The following is a 15,503-nucleotide window of genomic DNA, read 5'->3' as shown; positions in this document are numbered from 1 at the left end:
CGCTAAAAGCGCATTTCTCTCCGGTCCCAATTGTGCTGAGACTATCGACATGGGGAGGTTGACGGATTCCATCCGCGCGCGTTACACGTTCGCGGTGGGGGCGTTCGCGCTGGTCATCCTCACCGGGCTGGGCGCGACGCTGGACCTGGCGATCCGCTACAAGCTCCAGAACTCCGTCTTCGACCAGGCCGAGCGCGTGGCGAGTCAGTGGAGCGCGCTGGCGCGGCGCGGCGCCATCCCCGAGGAGATCCCCGCCTCCGCCCCGGTCGAGCTGGTCCAGATCGTGGACGCCCGCCACCGCGTGGTGGAGTCCAGCAGGCGGGCCTCGGAGACCATTCCGCTCAGCCGGGTACGCCCGCCGCCGGACGACCGGTTCATGCGGATCATCGAGTGCCCGGTGAAAGGGCCGTGCCTCGCGCTGATGGCCATCCGGCTGACCCCGGCGGACGACGCCGCCGTCGTCTACGCGGGCACTCCCGAGCCCGACCTGCTGGCCATGCCCCGTCTCGAACTCCTCATCGGCGCCGGGATCGTCCTCATCACGACCGTCGCCGCCTGGACGACGTGGCTGCTGGTGGGGCGTACGCTGCGGTCCGTCGAGGCCATCCGCGCCCGGATCTCGGAGATCACGGTGAGCGACCTGAGCCTGCGGCTCCCCGTCCCGCCCGGGGACGACGAGCTCGTCCAGCTCGCCCGTACCGCGAACGTGACCCTCGCCCGCCTGGAGGGCGCGGTGGAGCATCAGCGCCGCTTCGCCTCGACCACCTCGCACGAGCTGCGCACCCCGCTCACCGGCCTGCGTGCCCAACTGGAGGAGGCGCTGCGATATCCCGACGACACCGATCCCCACGCGACGATCCGCTCGGCGCTGGCGGCCACCGACCGGCTGGAGGCGATCGTCGACGACCTGCTGCAACTGGCCCGCCTGCGGGCCGCCGACCCCGTGCCCCCCGAGCCGATCGACCTGGGCGAACTGGCCGAGACGGAGGTGTCCGTCCAGAACGGCCGGGTGCCGGCCACGGTCGAGGCCACTCCCGGGCTCGTCGTCTGCGGGTCCCGGATGCAGCTCATCCGCGTACTGGACAACCTGCTGGCCAACGCCCAGCGGCACGCCAGCTCCGCAGTCGTCGTGAGCGTCGAACGGGACGGCGGCGAGGCCGTCCTGGCGGTGACCGACGACGGCCCCGGCGTCGCCCCCGCCAACCGCGAACGCATCTTCGAACGCTTCGTCCGCCTGGACGACAGCCGCCGCCGCGACCCCAACGGGAGCGGGCTCGGCCTGGCCATCTCCCGTGACATCGCCCGCACCCACCGCGGGACCCTCAAGGTCGAGGACTCGCCTCAGGGCGCCAGGTTCGCCCTGCGCCTCCCGATCGAGGGCTGCCCGCCTTCGCCAAGAGGCCATCGATAAAAAGCGACATACACCACATTTAGCGACAAATCCCGACAATCTACCTAAAAGCGGGCACGTCTAGGAACCTCGAAAGATGGGGGGACCAACATGTGTGGCATCTGCGGATGGGTCGACTTCGAGCGAGACCTCCGGGAGGCCCGCGACACCGCACAGGCCATGACCGACACGATGGCCTGCCGCGGACCCGACGACGAAGGGCTCTGGACCGCGCCCCACGCCGCCATCGGGCATCGCAGGCTCGCCATCATCGACCTCGCGGGTGGGCGACAGCCGATGGTGGCCGACGACGACGGGCGGGAGCCCGCCGTCCTCACCTACAGCGGAGAGGTGTACAACTACCGCGAACTGCGCGCGGAGCTCATCGCCCGCGGCCACCGTTTCCGCACCCAGAGTGACACCGAGGTGGTGCTGCGCGCGTACCTCGAATGGGGACAGGACCTGGCCGAGCACCTCAACGGCATGTACGCCTTCGCCATCTGGGACGCCCGCTCCGAGGAACTCCTCCTCGTCCGCGACCGCATGGGCATCAAGCCGCTGTACTACTACCCGACCCCGCGCGGCGTCCTGTTCGGCTCGGAGCCGAAGGCCATCCTGGCCAACCCGATGGCGCGGCGGGTGCTCGACGCCGAGGGGTTTTGCGAGCTGATGGGGTTCGTGAAGACGCCGGAGAAGGCCGTCTTCGCGGGCATGCACGAGGTGCGTCCCGGCCAGCTCGTCCGGGTGGACCGGGACGGCATCCGCAAACGCCGCTACTGGCAACTGGAGTCGCACGAGCACCACGACGACGTCGAGTCGACCGTCAAGACCGTACGCGGCCTGCTGGATGACATCGTCACCCGCCAGCTCATCAGCGACGTCCCCCTGTGCGCGCTGCTGTCCGGCGGCCTCGACTCCAGCACGATCACCGCCCTGGCCGCCAAGGACCTGCGCGATCAGCACCTCGGCACCGTACGCTCGTTCTCCGTCGACTTCGTCGGCTACACCGAGCACTTCAAGCCCGACCAGACCCGCGGTACGCCCGACGCCCCCTACGTCCACGAGCTGGTGCGCCACGTGGGCGCCGACCACACCGACATCGTGCTCGACTCCGCCGCGCTCATGGATCCCGGCGTGCGCTCGGCCGTGCTGCGCGCCCGCGACCTGCCGATCGGCATCGGCGACATGGACACCTCGCTGTACTTGCTGTTCAAGGCCATCAGGGAGCACTCCACGGTGGCGCTGTCGGGGGAGTCGGCCGACGAGGTGTTCGGCGGCTACCGATGGTTCCACGACCGCGAGGCGGTCGAGGCCGACACGTTCCCGTGGCTCGTCGGCACGGACATGCCCGGCCGCAACGGCACCGAACGGCTGCTCAAGGACGACCTCGCCCACGACCTCGACCTGCCCGGCTACCGGGCCGAGCGCTACCGCCAGGCGCTGGCCGAGGTGCCGGATCTGCCCGGCGAGAGCGGGCACGAGCGGCGCATGCGGGAGATCAGCTACCTGCACCTGACCCGGTTCGTGCAGATCCTGCTCGACCGCAAGGACCGGATGAGCATGGCCGTCGGGCTGGAGGTGCGGGTGCCGTTCTGCGACCACCGCCTGGTCGAGTACGTCTTCAACGTGCCGTGGGCGGTCAAGACGTTCGACGGGCGGGAGAAGAGCGTGCTGCGCGCCGCCGCCGCCGACCTGCTGCCCGACGCCGTCCTGCAGCGGGTCAAGAGCCCGTACCCGGCCACCCAGGACCCCTCGTACGACCGGGTCCTGCGCGAACGGGCCCGCGAACTGCTCCGGCGCGGCGACTCGCCCGCCGACCGGCTGGTCGACCGGGACAAGGTGCGGGCGTTCGCCGAGCCGTCCGGCGGCGACCCTGGCGACTCGTCGAACCGCGCGGCGCTGGAGGGCTTCCTCCAGCTCGACCAGTGGCTCAGGGAGTACTGCGTGGACATCCTCGTCTAGGACGCGTCAGGGAGGCCGTCGTCTGGGAGGCCGCCGCCAGGGAGGCCGCCGTCCGGGGCCGCTGGGGGCCGTGAAGCCCCGGCCCGCTCCGTGCCCGAACGCCGGGGCGGGCCGGTTCCACCCGGGTCGAAGAGCACCGTTCCGAGGACATCCCATTACCCACGGTGACATCATGGGTGCCGTCCGAACACGAGACGACTGGAGGACCTGGTGTGCTGACCGGGGTCGATTCACGCGGGCTGCCGCACCAGTCCCGTCAACGCAGGCCGCGCCTCGCCGGGCTCGCGCTGCTGCTCGTGCTCGGCGGCGCCCTGGCCACGACCGTGCTGGTGATGCGGGCCGACGAGCGTACCTCGGTGATCCGGGTCACGAAGTGGATCGGCGCGGGCCAGCCGCTCGACCGCAGCGCTCTCCAGGAGGCGCGCGTGGCCGACGACGGCGTGGCCTACTGGTCCTGGTCCGAGCTCGACCGGGTCACCAGGACCGTCGCCACCGTCACCGTGCTCCCCGGCACGCTGCTCACCCGGCCGATGGCCGCCGTCGACAACGGGGCCGTCACCGGGCGCCCTGTCAGGGTGGGCCTCGACCTCAAACCGGGACAGGCGCCCTACGACCTGGAACGGGGCGAACGCGTCCAGCTCATCCACGTGCCAGGGCGTGGCCCCGGCGCCGGACGTCCGTCGCTCCTCGCCGAGCAGGCCGTGGTCGACGGCGTGAGCTACGCGTCGGGGGCGGCCGACCAGGCCACCGTCATCGTCGACAGCGCCGTCGCCCCCTCGGTCGCGCTGCACGCCGTCAGCGGCGAGATCGCCGTCGCCGTCCTCCGCACCCTGCCCTGACGCCACCACGACCACCCTGCCCTGACACCGCTGCGACCACCCTGCCCTGACACCACCACGGCCCTCAGCCACGAACGCGCGGTGCCCGGCTCAGGCCCATAACCGGTCGTCCGCGCAGACCCTGATCTTGGCGACCCCACTGACGTGCCGGGCGCCGCAACGGTCGCCGGGCACCACCAGGTGCGGGCCCTGCTCGTCGAGGTCGCGGCAGTCCATGGCCACGGCCAGCAGCGCCGCCGCGTTGCCGAACTCCGGGTCCAGCTCGCCCCACGACAGCACCGCGCGGTGCCCGTCACGGCCCAGCACGGAGACGAGGAAGCGCAGCCGGTCCTTGCGCTCGGCCGGGTCGAAGAGCGGGCCGGCGGCCTGGAGCACGTCCATCAGGAGTGGTCCGCTGAAATGGTGGCGCCGCAGCCCGGAACTGCGGCACTCGAAGGTCACGATCGTCTCCCGCTGCGGCATCGAGCGCAGCGCGGCCACGCTCAGCGCCGCCGGCGTGCGCACCTCACCCGACAGGGTCATGTCCGTACGTGTGTCGATCGACTCGGGCCACATCGGCACCCTCCCCGCCTCTGCGTACGCCTCCCTTCCGCATGCCCGCCCGCCGGGCCTTCGACACTCACTTGCGCCCCTCTTTCTCGATCACCCTGGCGTTTACCAGGCAGATCCGGCGATCAAGCTCGCGACCGCGCCAACGACCAGTCCTCCCGACTCCCTGTCGGCAGAGGCGAACCGCGCCTGCCGTCCCTGCGTATCCCCAGACATGCGGCACAGGACGGGACGTTGACCATGGCCAGGCCCTATCCGACCCGACCCGATTCGACCCGGCCCGATTCGACGCGCGCGAGTGCCCGGCGGGAGCGACGGCCGGTGCTCCGCCCGCCGGTGCCCGGTGACGGCCGGGCCCGGCGACTTTACGCGGGTTCGGCGCTGATCGCCGCGGCCGTCGTACTGCTGGCCGTCGCGCTGGCGCGCGACGGGTCCGAGCCGGAGATCGCCGGGCTGCCCGAGGCGGGACCGCTGACCGAGTGGGGCCTGCCGCTGGTCCGGCTCGGCTACCAGGTGTGCGCGGTGGCCGTCGTGGGGACGCTGCTCGCGGCCTCGGTCCTGGCCCCGGCGGGCTCCTCGGCGAGGGCGGTGTGCCTGCGCGCGGCCGGTCGGTGGGCGCTCGGCTGGGCCGTCACGGCGTGTCTCGGCTACGTGCTGACCGTGTCGGAGGTGAGCGCCCTGCCGGTCGCTGACCTGCTCGCCGACCCCGCCACCCTGGGCGCCGGCCTGTCGATCTCGCAGGCCCGCGCCCTCGCGCTGGTCGCCGCCGTCTCCCTCGCGGTCGGCGCGTCCACCCGTCTGGGACGCACTCCGGCGACCCGCCCGCCTGCCGCGTCCGCCCGTCTAGGACGCACTCCGGCGACCCGCCCGCCTGCCGCTCCGCGGTCGGTCGCCGGGGTGCTGGGGCGGCCGCCTGCCGCGTTCCTGCTGGTCGTGGCGGCGGCCGGGCTCCTGCCGCCCGTGTTCGTCGGTCACGCGGCCTCCGCCGGTGACCACGATCTGGCCGTGTCGGCGCTGGCGGTGCACGTGGTCGCGGTGTCGCTGTGGGTGGGCGGGCTGGGCGCGGTGCTCGTGCACCTTCGCGGACGCGACGACCTCCCCGTGGTGCTGCCCCGCTTCAGCACGATCGCCCTGTGCTGCTTCGCGGCCGTGGCCGTCTCGGGCGTGGCGGCGGCCTGGGTCCGGATGAACGCGGTGCCCGACCTCTGGCAGACCACGTACGGGCGGCTCCTGCTCGCCAAGACCGCCGCCCTGGCCGCCCTGGCGCTGTTCGGGCGGGCCCACCGCCGCCGTACGGTGGCACGGGCCGCCGACCGCACGGTACGGGCCACGTTCGCCCGGCTGGCGACCGGTGAACTGGTGGTGATGGCGGTGGCCCTGGCCCTGGCCGTCGCCCTGTCGCGAACCGCCCCACCCGGCACCGGCGACGGCGGACACGACCCCGGCGTGCTCGGCTACGACCTGCCCGGCCTCACACCCGTCGCCCTGCTCACCGAGGCACGCCCCGACCCGCTGGTCCTCCTGCTGCTGGCCCTGCCCGCGATCGGCTATCTGGTCGGCGTGCGCCGGGTCCGCGAGTGGCCGCTCGGGCGCACGCTCGCCTGGTACGCCGGTCTGGCCGCCATGGGCTTGGTCCTGCTCGGCGGCGTCGGCGCGTACGCGCGGGCGACGGCACCGGCCCACGCCCTGCAGCACACCGTGCTCGCCGTGGCCGTCCCGCTGCTGCTCTGCCTCGGCGCCCCGCTCACGCTGGCCGCCCGCGCCACCACTCCCGCCTCCCAGTACGGCCGCGTCCGCGCCCACCTGACGGTCCCCCCGGCGTTACTGGCCGTGGTCCCGGTGGCGTACCTGGTGGGCTTTCCGCTGCTGTACCGCACCGGCTGGCTGGCCTGGTCACTTTCCGGGCATGTTCCCCATGTGCTCACCCAGTTGTCGTTCCTCGCCGCGGGGCTGGTGGTGTTCTGGCCCCTCGCGGGCGTGGACCCGCTCCCGCGCCCGCTCTCCCGGCCGGTGCGCGCCGTTCTGCTGGGCGCGGTGGCCGTGGTGCTCCTGGCGGTGGGCGCGTTCCTCCTGGTGACGCCGCCGGTCGCGGCCGAGTGGTTCGTGGTGGCCGCGCCGCCCGGTGGGCCTGACCTGTTCGCCGGTCAGCGGCTGGCCGGGGCCGTGTACCTGCTGGTCGCGTTCCTGGTGCTCGTCCCCTTGGCCGTACGCATGACCCGCCCCCGCCGTGAGAAGGCGCACCCCGCTTGACGGGGCACCAGTACCACCCGCTACTTTGCTCATATGAACAGTCCTTCAGATGACAGAGTGTTGGCATTGGACTCCTGTACCACCCGGGTGGTCGACGCCGACCGGGTGACGGCCGTGCGCGAGCGCATGCCGCAGTCCGAGGACCTGATCGACACGGCCGACGTGTTCGGCCTGCTGTCGGACCCGAACCGGCTGCGCCTGCTGGTCGCGTTGCTCGACGGCGAGCTGTGCGTGTGCGACCTGGCGGCGGTGACCGGCCAGAGCGAGTCGGCGGTCTCGCACGCGCTGCGCCTGCTGCGGGCCCACCGCATCGTGGCCGCCCGCCGTTCCGGCCGCATGGCCTACTACCGGCTGGAGGACCCCCACGTACGCATGCTGCTCGACGTGGCGCTCGCGCACACCGAGCACACCGAGGCCCTGCACCCCGAACGCGACGGGAACACCTGATGGGCACCGGCCACGGACACGGGCACGCGCAGGGGCACGCGGGCGGCCGGCACCGCTGGCGGCTGGCCGTGTCGTTCGTGCTGATCGCCGGGTTCTTCATTGTCGAGCTGGGTTACGGCCTCGCCTCCGGGTCGCTGGCGCTGCTCTCGGACGCCGGTCACATGGCCGCCGACGTGGTCACCCTGGGTGCGGCGCTGGTCGCGACGAGGATCGCCACCCGGCCCGACACCACCGGGCGGCGCAGCTACGGCTCCTACCGGGCCGAGGTGTTCGCCTCGCTGCTGGCCGTCGTGCTGATGCTGGCCGTGGCAGTCTACGTGGTGGCCGAGGCGGTCGGCAGGATCGGCGGTCCCGCCGAGGTCTCGTCGGGGCCGATGGTGGTGGTCGGCGCGATCGGCCTGGCCGTCAACCTCGTCGCGCTGGCCCTGCTGCGCGCGGGCGCCCGCGAGAGCCTCAACGTCAAGGGGGCGTACCTGGAGGTCGTGGCCGACACGGCGGGCTCCGTCGGGGTCGTCGTGGCCGGTGTCCTGGTCTCGGTCACCGGGCAGGCGCTGTGGGACACGCTGGTGGCGCTGGCCATCGGCGCCTTCGTCGCGGTACGCGCCATCGGGCTCGGCCGCCAGGTGTTCGCCGTGCTCGGCCAGCACGTGCCCGAGGGGGTCGACGCCGCCGCCGTCGCGGCCGACCTGGCCGCCATCGACGGCGTACGCGACGTGCACGACCTGCACCTGTGGACCCTCACCTCCGGCATGAACGTCGCCACCGCCCACCTCGTCGCCGCCGATCTCGGCGACAGCCACGCCGTCCTCGACCGGGCCCGCGAGGTGCTGCTGTCCCGGCACGACATCGCGCACGCCACCCTGCAGATCGAGCCGGCCGACCACAGCGGCTGCGACGAACTCGGCTGGTGACCTCGTACGGCCGCCCTGCCCGCTAGGTATATGAGGGAGAGATCCCATGCCTGGCAACAAGGGCGTCGTGTACGAGGGCCCGGGCAAGGTGGAGGTCGGCGAGATCGGCTATCCCGAATTCGAGCTCAAGGACGGCCCGGGGGTGCACCCGGCCAACGTCGGCAGAAAACTGCCGCACGCCGCGATACTCAGGACGGTCGCCACCAACATCTGCGGCAGCGACCAGCACATGGTCCGCGGGCGCACCACCGCGCCGCGGGGCCTGGTCCTCGGGCACGAGATCACCGGAGAGGTCGTCGAGACCGGTCCCGACGTGGAGTTCGTCAAGATCGGTGACCTGGTGTCCGTGCCGTTCAACATCTCCTGCGGACGCTGCCGCAACTGCAAGGAGGGCAAGACCGGGATCTGCGAGAACGTCAACCCGGACCGGCCGGGCTCGGCGTACGGCTACGTCGACATGGGCGGCTGGGTCGGCGGCCAGGCCGAGTACGCGCTGGTGCCCTACGCCGACTGGAACCTGCTGAAGTTCCCCGACAAGGACCGGGCGATGGAGAAGATCCTCGACCTGGCGCACAGCTTCGGCTGCGAGACCGTCAACGTCGCGCTGGGCGAGCCGAAGGACCAGATCGAGCACATCCTCGGGACGCCGGAGGTCGACTGCGCGGTCGACGCCGTGGGCTTCGAGGCGCACGGGCACGGCCACGAGGCCGAGGTGGAGCGCCCCGCCACCGTGCTCAACACGCTCATGGACGTCACCAGGGCGGGCGGCGCGCTCGGCATCCCCGGCCTGTACGTGACGGGCGACCCCGGCGCGGTCGACGAGGCCGCCAAGCAGGGGTCGCTGTCCATCCGGTTCGGTCTCGGCTGGGCGAAGTCGCACAGCATCGCCACCGGCCAGTGCCCCGTCATGCGCTACAACCGCCAGCTCATGGAGGCGATCCTGCACGACCGGGTGCAGATCGCGAAGGCGGTCAACGCCACGGCGATCCCGCTCGACGAGGCGCCGCGCGGGTACCGCGAGTTCGACCAGGGGGCCGCGCACAAGTACGTGCTCGACCCGAACGGCCTGCTCGGCACGGCGGCCTGACCGCTCGCCCCGCACGTCCCGGCGGCCTCGGAGGGGCGGGCCCAGCGTGCGGTCCGCTCTATTGCGTGGCCGGGGCGGCGGTGCCCTCGTCGATGGTGTCCCGCAGCTCCGCGCACAGGCGGTCCTTCGTGGGCGGCGCGTACTCGGGCGGCTCGTCGGTGTCGAGGCGGCCACAGCGGACGACGGGGTGTGAGGATGTCGTCTCCTTACCCGTCCCCGTCCTCTCCACCTTCATGATGGCGATGGACTTGTTCATGGGCGTGTGCCGTTCCTCGCTGGTGAAGTCGATCACGCCGCCGGACCCCGCCCACGGGGTGTCGCCCGACATGCGGGCCAGCCGGTAGAGGATGTCGCCCCGGCTGGGCAGCCGCTGGTCCTCCTGCCCGCCGGTCGTGCTGGCGACCCGGTAGGCGGTGTTCGCGGCGCGGTAGACCACGTCGGCCGCGTCGTAGGTGAGGATGAGGTTGTCGTCGGAAAGATCCTCGTGGACGCCGGCCAGCAGCCTGCTGACGAAGCCGGTGGCGGACTCGGGCGTCCACAACGTCCGGTGCGCCAGGGCCATGTGGTAGACCTCGACCTGCCTCATGTCCGCGATCTCCTCGCCGTGGTCGCTGACGACCTTGACGACGTCGTCCGCCGCGATGACCTTCACCCGCCCGCACGCCTGGCCCTCGATCGCCCGCAGGAAGTCGCGGAACTCCGACGAGCGGCCCGCGTAGACGAGCATGTTCGGCTTGCGCAGGCAGGCCTTCCCGGCCGCGGAGGAGATGCCGCCCTCGTCCACCGTGTACGGGATCCGCTCCGCGACCGTGACCCCCTCGACCCCCAGCGCCCGCTCGAAGTCGTCGGCCAGGTTGCCGGTGTACTCGTCGCTCGGCGAACGGTCCTCCACGATGACCGCGACCGGGTTCGTCACCTCGCCCAGGAGGGTGCGCCGGGCGTAGCGGGCGCCCAGGGTCGCCTGGCGGAAGTTCGTCGGCCCGACGTGGAAGAAGTAGGGGGACGGCTCTCCCCGTACGGGTGACTTCTCGTCCTTCCTGACGTAGCCGAGCCGGTCCGCGGTCGCCGTGCTCGACACCATCGGGATCTTCGCCAGGTGTAACTCCTTGATCGCCTCGCTGACGCCGCTCACGCTGCGGGGCAGGCCCACGACGGCCATCACGTGCGGGTCACGCTCGGCCATCTCCGTGATGAGCTGCGCCGTCCTCCTCCCGTGCACGAAGTTGTCGCCCGCGTTCGCGATCAGCACGCGCAGGCGGGGCGTGCTGGTGACCGTCCGCTGGAACTCCATGACCGCCGTCAGCTCGGAGATCGCGGCGGCGAGCCGGGTGTCGTCGGGAGTGGTCTTCTTGATCGAGAACTCGCCGAACAGGACCATGCTCACGTATCGCCCGGACTCGGTCGCGTAGACGTTGTTCCTGTCGATCTCCTGGACGAGTTCGCGCACCTTGCCGGCGAACATGTCCTCGGGCGTGGCGCGGGAGGCGTTGACGATGCCGACGCACTCGTTCTCGATGCGCTCGGTCCAGGGCAGGCCGCCGCAGTGCTCGTCCCGGTCGCGCTGGATCCAGAAGACCAGCGAGAGCGGCACGACCAGCAGCAGCGCCATGACCGCCCAGTAGAACCTGGCGCGCGCGTGGCGCGGCGGCGGCGGCCGGTACGCGGGAGTGCTCGCGGGCGGTGCCGTGGCCAGGACGGGCAGGCTCAGGTCGGGCACGCCCAGCCGGGCCGTGTTCCGCCACCTCCTGACCGCCTCGTCGAGGTCGTCCAGGTCGTCGGGCCGTGCCGGTCGGCTGGGCGGCACCTCGGGCACGGACGCCAGCACCACCATCGGGGTGAGCAGGCCGGTCCTCCTGGTGATCTTCTCGAACAGGTCCAGGAAGCGCGCGTTGGTCCCGTCGGGGGTGTCCACCTGGAGCGCCAGAAGCGCGTACAGGCCCCTGCCCCAGCTCGGCCAGGGGATGACCCACTTCCGGTACGCGTCCAGCAGGTCCTGCATCATCGCGTGGACCAGCAGCTCCTCGGCCTGCGCCGGTGTCGCGCCCGCTATGCGCAGCGCGTACTGGGGGAGCCGCTCGAAACGCTTCCGCCTCAGTACGGGCTTCTTGCGCAGCCAGCGCATGAAGAGCGAGCCCCGGATCGACAGCAGGCCCTGTGCCCCGGTGCCGGCCAGGGCCACCACGGCGCCCAGCAGCCACGGCACGACGCCCACCAGGTCGGAGGCCCCGCCCACCCACCAGACGGCCAGCGTGCCGACGGGCACCCACGTCGTGGCGGCGCGGGTGAGAAAGTCGGCGGAGGTCCGCACGCCCCGGTCGCCGCCGCTGCTGCGCCTGCGCCAGGCCCGCAGCCGCTTCCTGAACTCGCGGTAGCCGGTGTGCGACTGCGGCTCGGGCGGCCAGGGGTCGGTGGTGCCCTGCGGCGGCAGGTCGCGCTGCTCTCTCGCCCAGAGCACGAACTGGGCCAGCGGGAAGCGCGGCGGCGGCAGGAGCGAGCCGCCGACCGGCTTGCCGAGTTGGCCGTGCTCGCCTGCCAGCGCCTTCACCAGGTCGCGGATGGAGGCGTGCTCGTCCTTGACGAACGCGTACGGCACGGAGTCGGCGAACGGCTCGGCGAGCCGCTGGACGGCGGGCAGCGCCTGGTCACCGGTCACCAGCACGGTCGGGAGGGGCGGATCCGCCCGCCAGAACACGGGCCGGCGGATCAACCCCTCGATGACGCCTCGTAGCTCGGCCACCTGGACACTCCCTCAGCCGGATCCATCCCGTGCCTGGTGAACGAAGAATGACGCAGTGGTTCATCATCATGACCCACGGCAGGAAGCGGGTCCATTCCTTTGTCCACACCCGTATGGCATTCGCGAGAGGGACGGCCCGGTTCACAGGCGGCGTATGCGGACGTCGCCGATCGCGCCGCGCACGAAGTCCTCGTCGCCGGAGGCGGCCAGGTAGAAGCCGTCCCGGCAATCGCTCCGCGCGATGGCGTGCCGCGCGTCGAGCACCACGCGCGCCCCGCCCAGCCGCCCGCAGTCGGGGACCGGCACCAGCACCAGCATGCGGCGGCTCAGCCCGCCGAGCCAGAGCTGCGGCCCGACGAGCAGGCCGTCGCGGATCTCGCCGGGCCGCGACAACCGCAGCGGGCCGCCGCCCGACAGGGTGAGGAATCCGTCGGGGGTGAGCGTGCCGCGCAGGTTCTCGGCCCAGGACAGCCGCTGGTCGAAGGTCAGGCTCGCGTGATCGTCCTGTAGGGCCAGCCGCCACTCGCCGAACGCGAACAACAGGACCTGACCGGTGGTGTCGCTGCCGGGCGGGCCGGGCCAGAGCGTGACCCCGGGGGTAAGCGGGCGGACCATCGGGCGACCGGCCGCGATCTCGGGCTCGCCGTAGAGCGGGGTCGTGAGGGCGCGGAACGCCTCCTGCCCGCCGCCGGCCAGGGTGCCGCTCGTGTACGGACGGGCGCCGAGCGCGGCCAGGTTCAGCTCGGCCGGGTAGGACAGCTCCGCCCGCGACCCGTCGGGGAACGTGACCCGCATCGCCCTGGTCCCGCCCGTGCCGTGCGGGTCCGGGTAGACGGCGTTGGGCGTCACCCCGGCCGCATGGCGTACGGGCGAGGGGGAGACGACCGGGCCTGGCCCCGGATCGTCCCGGCGCTCGGGCACGTCGGGCGCGGGACCGAGCACGGGTGTGAGCAGGGCGATGAGCAGGGCCAGGGCCGTCAGCGCGAGCAGCGCCGCGGTCCCCGCCCGGCGCGGCCCGCGCGGGGTCTGCTCGACGATCTCGGCACCGCCGTCGGCCATGGTCTTCCTCTGTCGTACGACTGTCGCATCAAGTTCAGATCATCGGCCGCCATGGGCGCAAGCGGGCACCTGAATGTCCGGCATCGCACTGTTGCCGTTAACTTTTCTGACGGTCTGATGTATCTTCAGCCGACTTACTGTCAGCGGAGCCGCACCCCCCCGGTCATGGAGGTTTCGTCGATGGAACGCCGTAATTTCCTGCGCGCATCGGTGCTCGGCGCGAGCACCCTCGCCTTCTCCGGCAGTCTCTGGCAGGGCGCGGCGCTGGCCGCCCCGGCCCAGAACGCCCCCGGCCCCTACGGCCCCTTACAGGCCGCCGACGCCAACGGCATCCTGTTGCCGGCCGGCTTCACCAGCCGGGTGGTCGCCCGTTCCCGCCAGGCCGTCCCCGGCACGTCGTACACGTGGCACGACGCCCCCGACGGCGGCGCCTGCTTCGCCGACGGCAGCGGCTGGATCTACGTGTCCAACTCCGAGATCAACCCCGGTGGCGGCGCCTCGGCGATCCGCTTCGACTCCGGCGGGGCCGTCACGTCGGCGTACCGGATCCTGTCCGGCACCCGGACGAACTGCGCGGGCGGGAAGACGCCCTGGAACACCTGGCTGTCGTGCGAGGAGGTCAGCCTGGGCCTGGTGTACGAGACCTACCCGTTCGGCGGCACCGCCGTGCAGCGGCCGGCGATGGGCCGCTTCAAGCACGAGGCCGCCGCCGCCGACCCGGTCCGCCGGGTGATCTACCTCACCGAGGACGAGACCAACGGGCGCTTCTACCGGTTCGTCCCGACGACGTGGGGCGACCTGTCGTCCGGCACCTTGCAGGTCCTGGTGGCGGGATCCGCCACGTCGGGCTCCTTCACCTGGGCGAACGTCCCCGACCCGGACGGCTCGCCCACGGCCACGCGCAGCCAGGTCTCCGGGTCCAAGTCGTTCAACGGCGGCGAGGGCTGCCACTACGCCGACGACACGGTCTGGTTCACCACGAAGGGCGACAACCGGGTCTGGCAGGTCAACCTGACCAGCGACACCTACGAACTCGCCTACGACGACAGCCTCGTCAGCCCCGGCACCGCGCCGCTCACCGGCGTCGACAACGTCACCGGCTCCACCTACGGCGACCTGTACGTGGCCGAGGACGGCGGCAACATGGAGGTCTGCCTGATCACGGCCGACGACAAGATCTCCCCGTTCCTGCGCGTCAACGGCCAGGGCTCCTCGGAGATCACCGGGCCGGCCTTCAACCCCGCGGGCGACCGGCTCTACTTCTCCTCGCAGCGCGGCACCTCGGGGTCGTCCTCCGGTGGCATCACGTACTGCGTGACGGGGCCGTTCCGCACCTGAGGCCCGTGTCTCCGCGCGGCGGACGCCCTTTACATGGTCATATTTTCTGACTTGTATGGGGGTGTTGGCCGACCACCCGGAGGTTTCATGGTGCGGGCATGGCTGGAGGTGGTCAGGGCACCGGCCGCGGTGTCGGTGCCCGGCGACACGATGGCGGGAGCGGCGGCGGCCGGGCTGCGCTGGCGGCCGGGGCTGGGCGTGGCCTCCACCCTGCTCTACTGGGCCGGGATGGCGCTCAACGACTGGGCCGACCGCGCCGACGACGCCGTCGAACGGCCGGAGCGGCCCATCCCGTCCGGGCGGATCACCCCTGGGCAGACGCTCGGCCTCGCCCTGGGTCTGACCGGCGCGGGTCTGGCCGCCGCCGCGGTGTCCGGCGGGCGGCGCGGGCTGGCCCTCGCCGGGCTGCTCGCGGGCGCCGTGTACGCCTACGACCTCGGTCTCAAGCGCACGCCCGCGGGACCGGCCGCGATGTCCCTGTGCCGCGCCCTCGACGTGCTGCTCGGCGCCGACGGACGGCCCCGTGCCCTGCCCATGGCGCTGGCCGTGGGGGCGCACACGTACGGCATCAGCGTCCTGGGCCGGGCCGAGGTCGAGGGCGCCACTCCGGCCACGGCCCACGCCGCGCTCGCCGCCACGGCCGCCGCCGCCGTGCTCAGCCTGGCGGCCTGCCGGGACGCCACCGTGCCCGGCCGTCTGGCCGCGGCGTCCGCGCTGGCCGGGTACCTCGCCGTGGCCGTGCCCGCCCAGGCGGGGCTGCGGGTGCACGCTGGCCCGGAACAGGTGCGCACGGCCGTCCGGTCGAGCATCCTCGCCCTGCTCCCGCTCCAGGCCGCCGCGGTGGCGGGCCGGGGCCGCCTGGGGCAGGCGGGTGCCCTGCTGGCGGCCCATCCGGCGGGCCGCTGGCTGTCGGCGCGCATGGCGACCTCCTGAA

At 72.5% G+C, this 15,503-nt stretch carries 12 protein-coding genes; 9 read left to right on the top strand and 3 right to left on the bottom strand.

The annotated features are described in order from the left end of the window. Positions 1 to 49 precede the first annotated feature (49 nt). From ABD844_RS00830 to ABD844_RS00820, 3 genes are all read left to right on the top strand, one after another. Positions 50 to 1,411, top strand: coding sequence for a sensor histidine kinase (locus ABD844_RS00830; protein WP_344871847.1), 1,362 nt, complete (start codon positions 50 to 52; stop codon positions 1,409 to 1,411). A 90-nt stretch (positions 1,412 to 1,501) separates the two neighbouring features. Continuing rightward, on the top strand, positions 1,502 to 3,352 hold the full coding sequence (gene asnB, locus ABD844_RS00825) for an asparagine synthase (glutamine-hydrolyzing) (protein WP_344871845.1): 1,851 nt from the start codon (positions 1,502 to 1,504) through the stop codon (positions 3,350 to 3,352). A 212-nt stretch (positions 3,353 to 3,564) separates the two neighbouring features. Then, positions 3,565 to 4,191, top strand: a complete 627-nt coding sequence (locus ABD844_RS00820; RefSeq protein ID WP_344871843.1) for a hypothetical protein — start codon at positions 3,565 to 3,567, stop codon at positions 4,189 to 4,191. Between the two features lie 90 nt (positions 4,192 to 4,281). Here the strand turns inward: ABD844_RS00820 and ABD844_RS00815 are convergent, their stop codons facing one another. Next, on the bottom strand, positions 4,282 to 4,746 hold the full coding sequence (locus ABD844_RS00815; protein WP_344871841.1) for a molybdopterin-dependent oxidoreductase: 465 nt from the start codon (positions 4,744 to 4,746) through the stop codon (positions 4,282 to 4,284). A gap of 315 nt (positions 4,747 to 5,061) precedes the next feature. Here ABD844_RS00815 and ABD844_RS00810 point away from each other — a divergent pair, with 315 nt between their 5' ends. The 4 genes from ABD844_RS00810 to ABD844_RS00795 are packed head-to-tail and all read left to right on the top strand — an operon-like array spanning position 5,062 to position 9,435. After that, positions 5,062 to 6,990, top strand: a complete 1,929-nt coding sequence (locus ABD844_RS00810; RefSeq protein ID WP_344871839.1) for a bifunctional copper resistance protein CopD/cytochrome c oxidase assembly protein — start codon at positions 5,062 to 5,064, stop codon at positions 6,988 to 6,990. 57 nt (positions 6,991 to 7,047) lie between these two features. Beyond that, a complete protein-coding gene (locus tag ABD844_RS00805) occupies positions 7,048 to 7,437 on the top strand; it encodes an ArsR/SmtB family transcription factor (RefSeq protein WP_344871837.1) in 390 nt (129 codons plus the stop codon). After that, entirely contained in the window at positions 7,437 to 8,348 is a 912-nt protein-coding gene (locus tag ABD844_RS00800; protein ID WP_344871835.1) for a cation diffusion facilitator family transporter, read from the top strand. The genes ABD844_RS00805 and ABD844_RS00800 overlap by 1 nt, the downstream gene beginning before the upstream one ends. A gap of 46 nt (positions 8,349 to 8,394) precedes the next feature. Further along, complete coding sequence (locus ABD844_RS00795) at positions 8,395 to 9,435, top strand: alcohol dehydrogenase catalytic domain-containing protein (RefSeq protein WP_344871834.1); 1,041 nt, start codon at positions 8,395 to 8,397, stop codon at positions 9,433 to 9,435. Positions 9,436 to 9,493: 58 nt separating this feature from the next. Here ABD844_RS00795 and ABD844_RS00790 read toward each other — a convergent pair whose 3' ends face one another. Both ABD844_RS00790 and ABD844_RS00785 read right to left on the bottom strand, forming a co-directional pair. Beyond that, positions 9,494 to 12,172 (bottom strand): ABC transporter substrate-binding protein, encoded by a 2,679-nt coding sequence (locus tag ABD844_RS00790; protein ID WP_344871832.1) that lies wholly within the window; start codon positions 12,170 to 12,172, stop codon positions 9,494 to 9,496. A 141-nt stretch (positions 12,173 to 12,313) separates the two neighbouring features. Further along, positions 12,314 to 13,231 (bottom strand): hypothetical protein, encoded by a 918-nt coding sequence (locus ABD844_RS00785; RefSeq protein ID WP_344871830.1) that lies wholly within the window; start codon positions 13,229 to 13,231, stop codon positions 12,314 to 12,316. Between the two features lie 180 nt (positions 13,232 to 13,411). Between ABD844_RS00785 and ABD844_RS00780 the strand changes: the two genes are divergently transcribed. Continuing rightward, positions 13,412 to 14,569 (top strand): alkaline phosphatase PhoX, encoded by a 1,158-nt coding sequence (locus tag ABD844_RS00780; protein ID WP_344871828.1) that lies wholly within the window; start codon positions 13,412 to 13,414, stop codon positions 14,567 to 14,569. An 87-nt stretch (positions 14,570 to 14,656) separates the two neighbouring features. Continuing rightward, positions 14,657 to 15,502, top strand: a complete 846-nt coding sequence (locus tag ABD844_RS00775; RefSeq protein ID WP_344871826.1) for an SCO3242 family prenyltransferase — start codon at positions 14,657 to 14,659, stop codon at positions 15,500 to 15,502. Position 15,503: the final 1 nt, after the last annotated feature.

The sequence above is a fragment of the Nonomuraea antimicrobica genome (assembly GCF_039536965.1).
GTDB lineage: Bacteria > Actinomycetota > Actinomycetes > Streptosporangiales > Streptosporangiaceae > Nonomuraea > Nonomuraea antimicrobica.
Note: the sequence above shows the minus strand (reverse complement) of the source record. Positions and strands in the feature narration are given on the sequence as shown.

Excerpts from the sequence above, each read along its gene's own strand:
- ABD844_RS00830 (WP_344871847.1), top strand. The coding sequence starts at position 50 with ATGGGGAGGTTGACGGATTCCATCCGCGCGCGTTACACGTTCGCGGTG.
- asnB (WP_344871845.1), top strand. The coding sequence starts at position 1,502 with ATGTGTGGCATCTGCGGATGGGTCGACTTCGAGCGAGACCTCCGGGAG.
- ABD844_RS00815 (WP_344871841.1), bottom strand. The coding sequence starts at position 4,746 with ATGTGGCCCGAGTCGATCGACACACGTACGGACATGACCCTGTCGGGT.
- ABD844_RS00800 (WP_344871835.1), top strand. The coding sequence starts at position 7,437 with ATGGGCACCGGCCACGGACACGGGCACGCGCAGGGGCACGCGGGCGGC.
- ABD844_RS00795 (WP_344871834.1), top strand. The coding sequence starts at position 8,395 with ATGCCTGGCAACAAGGGCGTCGTGTACGAGGGCCCGGGCAAGGTGGAG.
- ABD844_RS00785 (WP_344871830.1), bottom strand. The coding sequence starts at position 13,231 with ATGGCCGACGGCGGTGCCGAGATCGTCGAGCAGACCCCGCGCGGGCCG.
- ABD844_RS00780 (WP_344871828.1), top strand. The coding sequence starts at position 13,412 with ATGGAACGCCGTAATTTCCTGCGCGCATCGGTGCTCGGCGCGAGCACC.
- ABD844_RS00775 (WP_344871826.1), top strand. The coding sequence starts at position 14,657 with ATGGTGCGGGCATGGCTGGAGGTGGTCAGGGCACCGGCCGCGGTGTCG.